We start from the raw sequence: 6634 nt of genomic DNA, 5'->3' as shown, positions 1-6634 counted from the left end.
TGTTCGCTGATCGCGTGGCGGTTCGGCAAGCCAGTGAGCACGTCGGTGTTCGCCAGCTCGGTCAGCCGCAGCTGCGCATTGCGCTCCTCGGTGATGTCGACGCCCGAGCAGATCAGGAACTGCTCGTCGGCGCCGCTGCCGCTCTGCACGAACTTGTTGCGAAACTGGAACAGGCGCGGGCCGTTGACGGTGTTGATATAGCGCTCGACCGAGAACGGCTTGTTGCTCGCGAAGAAGCCGGTGATGTTGCTGCGCGACTGCGCACCCTGGTCGGTGGTCATGAACAGTTCGAACGCGCTCTTGCCGATCACGTCGACTTCACGCAAGCCGGTGACCTCTTCGCACAGGCGGTTGAAGCGCTGCACGATGCCGTTTCGGTCGAGAATCACGACCAGCGAATTGACTTCGGAGACGACCTGCTCCGCGAACGCGAGGCCATGCGCGAGATCCTGCGCGACGGATGCCGCATCCGTATAGGCCGACGCGGTGCCGGCCCAGTCGGTCATGTCGAGTTTCCTGCCGACGAGATGCAGCTTGAGCGGATGGCCGAACAGGGAGATCTCGAGCACGAGATGCGACGTCACGCCGGTCAGCGCGCGAATCTGCGCGGCCTGTCCGGCATCGAGCGCCACGCTGACGTTGGCCAGGCCGCGCACCGCCGCCAGTTCAAGCGCATTGCTGTCGTTGCCAAGACGCCAGCAAGGACTGCTCGTGCCGAAATGCGCTTCGAGTACTGCGCTATCGTTTTCGTCATACATAGACGAGCCCCGACCAGGAAAAATCGCACAGTGTAGACGGACTCCGCCAGCGTCATATGCGCGCCCCTGCAACGCAGATGGCTTCGCATGGCGTTGCAGGGCATGCGATCTCGTCAGCAGCCTCGCCCCGCCCTGACTGCCGGCTATTGCAATCCATCGTTCATGCGGCGCATTCAGGATCTGCCGGACGAATGATGGGTTCCATCTTATCAAATGACAAGCGGGATTTGCACACACGCTTCGCCGGACGTGTCAAGCAATGAACCGACCGGTCGGTATCGTCCGCTCACGGGCCGACCGTCTCGGCCAATGCGTCGGTCGAAGCGTGGCGGGGAATGCGGGAACCGGGCCGCGCTCGCGCGTCACGACGCGCGGCAACGGCGTGCCGGCACACGCAGTGCCGGCGCGCAAACCGGTTCCACGCTTGCCGGGCGCCGGGCGCCGGGAGCGGCGGGTCAGGGTTCGCCGCCGCGATCGTCATGCCTGCAGTATTTTCCGCGCACGTGATTGCGCGCGTTTTTTATCGGCAATTTTTACGATGCCATGCGGTTCAGCGCGCTTCGAGTTCACGCCCGCGCGTCTCGGGCAACGTCAGCGCCGCGACGATCAGCACGCCGTAGGCGGCCACCGCGAAGATGCCGATGCTCAGACCCAGGCCGTAGTGTTTCGACAACGCCCCGATCAGGAACGGAAACAGCGCGCCGAACGCCCGGCCGACGTTGTAGCAAAAGCCTTGCCCCGAGCCGCGTACCCGGGTCGGGAAAAGTTCGGTGAGGAACGCCCCCATGCCGGAAAAGATCCCTGACGCGAAGAAGCCGAGCGGGAAGCCGAGCCACAGCATCGATGCGTTCGTCAGGTGCAGCGACGTGTACGCAAATGCAATGATCATCGAGCCAAGCGCGAACAGGATGAAGTTCGGCTTGCGGCCGAGCCGGTCGGTCAGATAGGCGCTCGTCAGATAGCCGATCCATGAGCCGACGATGATCGTCGCCAGATAGCCGCCCGTGCCCATCACGGTCAGGTGCCGCTCGGTCTTGAGGAACGTCGGCAGCCATGTCGTGATCGCGTAATAGCCGCCTTGCGCGCCCGTCGTCAGCAGCGCGGCGCGCAGCGTCGTCGACAGCAGCTGTGGCGCGAAGATCTCGGTCAGGCGCGGCGCGTCGCTGGCGCTCGCCTGCGTCGCCTTCTCGCGTTCGTAGACTTCCGGCTCCTTTACGAAACGGCGGATCACGACGACGAGCAACGCCGGCAACAGGCCGATCAGGAACAGCCCACGCCACGCGAGCTCGGCCGGCAGCGCCGAAAACAGCACGGCGTAGAGCAGCGCCGACAAACCCCAGCCGATCGCCCAGCCCGATTGCACCAGACCGACCGCTTTGCCGCGGTCGCGTGCCCGGATCACCTCGCCGATCAGCACCGCACCCGCCGTCCACTCGCCGCCGAAGCCGAACCCCATCAGCGCGCGTGCCGCGAGAAGCTGGTGATAGTTCTGCGCAAGCCCGCAGAGTCCCGTGAACACCGCGAACCACAACACCGTCAGCTGCAGCGTGCGCACACGGCCGATCCGGTCCGACAGGATGCCCGCGATCCAGCCGCCGAGCGCCGATGCGAGCAGCGTCATCGTACCGATGAAGCCGGCATCCGCCAGCGAGATGCCCCACGTCGCGACAAGCGTCGGGATCACGAACGACAGCATCTGCGTGTCCATGCCGTCGAGCATGTAGCCGACCTTGCAGCTCCAGAACGCGCGCCGCTCGCGCGGCCCCGCATCGGCATACCACGAGAAGAGGCCGGCGCGCTCGGGACGCGTGGGGTCGGCCGGCGGTGCCGCCAGAGTCTTGCTGTCCATGTTGTCGCTCCTGTCGAAGTACGAGAAAAATGGTAACCGTGCCGCCGGGCGGCAGAACGTGGATACGTGCGGCATCGGCCAGCCGGGTCGTCAGCACCGGTGGTTCGCGGCCGCTTCGATGCGGCCAGCCGGCTTCACGCATGGCATGGCCGCGACTCAAAACACCGCCAGCGACGCGTTCGTGATGTCGGTCATCAGCATGTGGCCGGGCGTATGCGCGATCGCCAGCGGCAGCTTCGCTTCCATCAACGCGGTTTGCGGCGTGACGCCGCAAGCCCAGAACACCGGCAATTCGTTGTCGCGGATCGTCACCGCGTCGCCGAAGTCGGGCGCGCCGAGGTCGCCGATGCCGAGCTCGGCCGGGTCGCCCAGATGAATCGGCGCGCCGTGCACGCCAGGAAAGCGGCTCGTGATCTGCACCGCGCGAATCGCGTCCTTGCCGCGCATCGGTCGCATCGACACCACGAGTTCGCCGCCGAAGATGCCGGCGCGGCGGTTCGGCACGCGCGTGCGGTACATCGGCACATTGCGCCGTTCCTCGACATGACGCAGCGCGATGCCTTCGCGCGCCATCATCGCCTCGAACGAAAACGAGCACCCGATCGCGAATACGACGAAATCGTCCTGCCAGAGCCTGTCCAGCGACTCGACGCGCTCGCTCAGGCGGCCGTCGCGATAAACGTTATAGCTCGGTACGTCGTTGCGGATGTCGACGTCGCGGCCGAGCGCCTCGATCCGGTATGCGCCCGGCTCGCCGACCGCCAGCAGCGGACACGCCTTCGGATTCGCCTGACAGAACCGCAGGAAGTCGTGCGCGTGGGCTTCCGGCAGGATCGCAAGATTGGCCTGCGCGAATTCGCCGCAATGGCCGGCGGTCGGTCCGCGGAAGTCGCCGCGGCGGACGGATTGCCGAAATTCGAAGGGCGTCATGGTGTCGGTGGGTGCCTGCGCGGCGCGCGGGTTGTCATCGGATAGAGCGAAGCATAGGAAAAGCAAAATTTTGACGCCAACGAGTTTTTTTGCGCTTACCGTATAGATTTGCTTAACGGGAAACCGGGTTTCCCCGGATCTCGCGCGGCGTTCCGCCTGGGCACGCCGCGTGCCGGCAACCGGATGCACTGCGATGAATACGCGCTTTCTCGATACTTTCGTCACGCTCGCGGCGCTGCGCAGCTTCCGCACGACCGCCGCCGCGCTGCATGCGACGCCGGCTGCGATTTCCCAACGCGTGAAAGCCCTCGAAGACGAACTGCGAACCGTGCTCGTCGATCGAGACAGCCGTGAATTCCGGCTGACGCCGAACGGCGAATACCTGCTCGACTATGCGAAGGCGGTGGTCGACGCGACGCATCGGCTGCAAGCGGCCGCGTCCGGCGAAAGCGCAACGGTCGGCAAGCTGCGGCTCGGCGTCATCGAGACGGTCGTGCACAGTTGGCTGCCGCACTACATGCGGCGGCTCGCGGCCGATTTTCCGCAACTGGAGATCGACCTGAGCGTCGACGTCAGCGTCGTGCTGCAGCGACGCCTGATGGCCGGTGAACTCGACCTGATCATTCGCGTCGAGGGCAGCGACGAAACGTCCGTCGTCTGCGACGCACTCGCGAACTATCCGGTGCACTGGATCGCGCGCGCCGGCTTGCTGCCCAATGTGCGCAGCGGCCTGGCACGGCTGGTGCTCCGGCAGCCGATCCTGACCTTCGGACGCGGCACCGCCCCGCATCGCGCGCTCGAAGACATCGTCCGCACGCTCGCGCACGCGTACGGCGTGCCGCTGTCGGACACACGCATTACGGGTTCGCCGTCGATCTCGGTGATCGTGCAGCTCGTGCGCGACGGCTTCGGCGTGGCCGCGATTCCGCGGCTGTTCGTCGACGCGCTGATCGAGAGCGGCGAGGTGCTCGAATTGCCGCTGCAACCGCTGCCGCCCTCGATCGTCGTGTCGATGTCGAGACGGGTCGATGCATCGCGGATCGTGCACGGCGCAGCAAGTGCGGCGCGTGCCGCGTGTCACGAATACTGTGCGAGAAGCAACCGGCGGTTAATCGAGGCGCTGTGAGGGCCGCATGCCGAAAAATGGGATTCCGGACGTATTTCAGACATGTCCCATCCAATGATTCGTGCAAATCCCATATTTACAAAAACAATAGTAAATTTATTACAAAAAATGCTCACATATTTACATGAAAATCCAAATCTGATTGAGTTATAGTAAAAACACGAATCCCCACCCATTTGGAAAATCGCCGCCGCAAAATCATCAATCTCCATACACATCAATGACATAACGGAAAACAGGATAATTTCCGTAAAACCCTACAAATCCATCACAAAAATTACGCGAGATACAATTCAAAGTCATTCACGCTGAAACGTATCTCAATATGTGCAAAATCAATGACGCAATGCGCTCGATATGCGCTGCCGCGTTATTGCTGCTCAGTCTTTCCGCAATCGCTCAGGAATCCCGGCCGATCAATGCGCCGTCCGATGTCCGGCATCGTCAGGAACAGCAGATCGACCATCTCCGGCAACAGCTCGATACGCCGCCGGATCTGCTCACCGCCAAGCCGCCGAACGCCTCCGGCACATTGCGCTTTCCCGCCGAAGCGCCGTGTTTCGCCATTCATGCCGTCGAATGGCGCGGCGCCGACGCGTTCGCGTGGCTCCCACGCGAAGCCTCGATCGAAGGCGCATGCGTCGGCGAACAGGGCTTGCGCGCGCTCCGGGATTGGGCTGCCCGCCGCCTGATCGCCCGCGGCTTTATCACGTCCCAGGTCAGCATTCCCGCACAGGATCTGTCGACCGGCCGGCTCGCCGTCGAGATCCTGCCCGGCCGCATCGGCGCGATACACGACGGGCGCGGCCGGATCGGCTGGCCGGCGCTCGCCTTTCCGCACCGCTCGCCTGCATTGCTGAACGTGCGCGACCTCGATCAGGCGCTCGAGAACATGCGTCGTCTGCCGGGTCAGGCCGCGACCGCGTTCGACCTGCTGCCCGGTGCGAACCTCGGCGAGACCGACGTGTTCGTCCGTCATCCGGACGCCGCGCGTCGCGTGCGCTTCGTCGCGACCGCCGACAACGCCGGGCTAGATTCGACGGGCCGCAACCAGCTCGGCGCGATCGTCGCGGTCGATTCGCCGCTGCACCTGTACGACCAGCTCCTCCTCACCTACAGCACCGACGCCGCGCTCCGCAACAAGACACTGGGCTCCCAGGCGAAAAGTGCCGCATGGAACGTGCCGCTCGGCTACGCGTCGGTTTCTCTCGGCGTCAGCGAATGGACGTCCCGCCAAACCCTGCTGGGCGACGTGCCGGGCTCCGCCTCCCCGCTGCTCAGCCAGCGCACCCGGCGCTACGAGGCGGGTCTCGCCTTCGTCCCGCACCGGTCGAGCCATGGCAAGACCACGCTTCGCCTCCGGTTGATGCGCCGCAACGACCATTCACGGATCGGCCAGACCGAACTCGACGTGCTCAGACGCGACATCGTCAGCTACGACATCGGCGCCGGACATCGCGAAAAGCTGCCGCGCGGCGCGATCGATGCCGGCATGGGCATGCGCGGCAGTCTCGCCGGACTGAGCGCCCATCCCGGCCGGATCAACGATCGGGCCGCATGGAGCGGCCGCTATCGCATCTTCACCGCCGCGCTCGGGGCCGACTCGCTATTCCGCATCGGGCCGCGCCGTTTCGGCTATCGCGGCTCGCTCGCCGTGCAGCACGCGCCCGGCGCGGCACCGTCGACCGAATTCATGCAGATCGGCGGCCGCTACACCGTACGCGGCTTCGACGGCAACCACACGCTCGCCGGCGCCAGCGGCTGGACGTGGCGCAACGAACTCGCCACCGGACTGTTCGGCGCGAACGAAACCTACGTCGCGCTCGATGCGGGCCGCGTATACGGCATCGGCGCCAGCGAGGGCGCGGGGAAGGACGGACGCACGCTGATTGGCACCGCGCTCGGCGTGCGCGGCGGATACGGGAAGGTCGGCTACAACCTGTCCGCGCTCGGGCGCAGCGTCGTCGCGCA

At 65.0% G+C, this 6634-nt stretch carries 4 protein-coding genes and 1 pseudogene; 2 read left to right on the top strand and 3 right to left on the bottom strand.

Annotated features, from left to right (window positions below):
* The 3 genes and pseudogenes from KH616_RS19440 to KH616_RS19430 all read right to left on the bottom strand — a co-directional run.
* Nucleotides 1-758: PAS domain S-box protein (locus tag KH616_RS19440; RefSeq protein WP_292249768.1), on the bottom strand; the 758-nt coding region annotated here is incomplete at its 3' end.
* Nucleotides 759-1308: 550 nt separating this feature from the next.
* Entirely contained in the window at nt 1309-2607 is a 1299-nt protein-coding gene (locus tag KH616_RS19435; protein ID WP_292249767.1) for an MFS transporter, read from the bottom strand.
* Between the two features lie 156 nt (nt 2608-2763).
* Nucleotides 2764-3540: pseudogene (locus KH616_RS19430) on the bottom strand (putative hydro-lyase); the annotation flags it as partial.
* A 190-nt stretch (nt 3541-3730) separates the two neighbouring features.
* On the opposite strand from KH616_RS19430, the gene KH616_RS19425 reads away from it, so the two are divergent.
* Both KH616_RS19425 and KH616_RS19420 read left to right on the top strand, forming a co-directional pair.
* Entirely contained in the window at nt 3731-4663 is a 933-nt protein-coding gene (locus tag KH616_RS19425) for a LysR family transcriptional regulator (RefSeq protein WP_292249766.1), read from the top strand.
* 346 nt (nt 4664-5009) lie between these two features.
* The coding region (locus tag KH616_RS19420) for a ShlB/FhaC/HecB family hemolysin secretion/activation protein (protein ID WP_292249765.1) at nt 5010-6634 on the top strand (1625 nt) is incomplete at its 3' end.

Source organism: Burkholderia sp., from assembly GCF_018375725.1.
Classification (GTDB): Bacteria; Pseudomonadota; Gammaproteobacteria; order Burkholderiales; family Burkholderiaceae; genus Burkholderia.
The sequence above is the reverse complement of the archived record's forward strand: the minus strand, read 5'-3'. Positions and strand labels throughout refer to the sequence as shown.

What these genes read in the sequence shown, in the direction of transcription:
- KH616_RS19425 (WP_292249766.1), top strand. Translation starts at nt 3,731, where the DNA reads ATGAATACGCGCTTTCTCGATACTTTCGTCACGCTCGCGGCGCTGCGC.
- KH616_RS19435 (WP_292249767.1), bottom strand. Translation starts at nt 2,607, where the DNA reads ATGGACAGCAAGACTCTGGCGGCACCGCCGGCCGACCCCACGCGTCCC.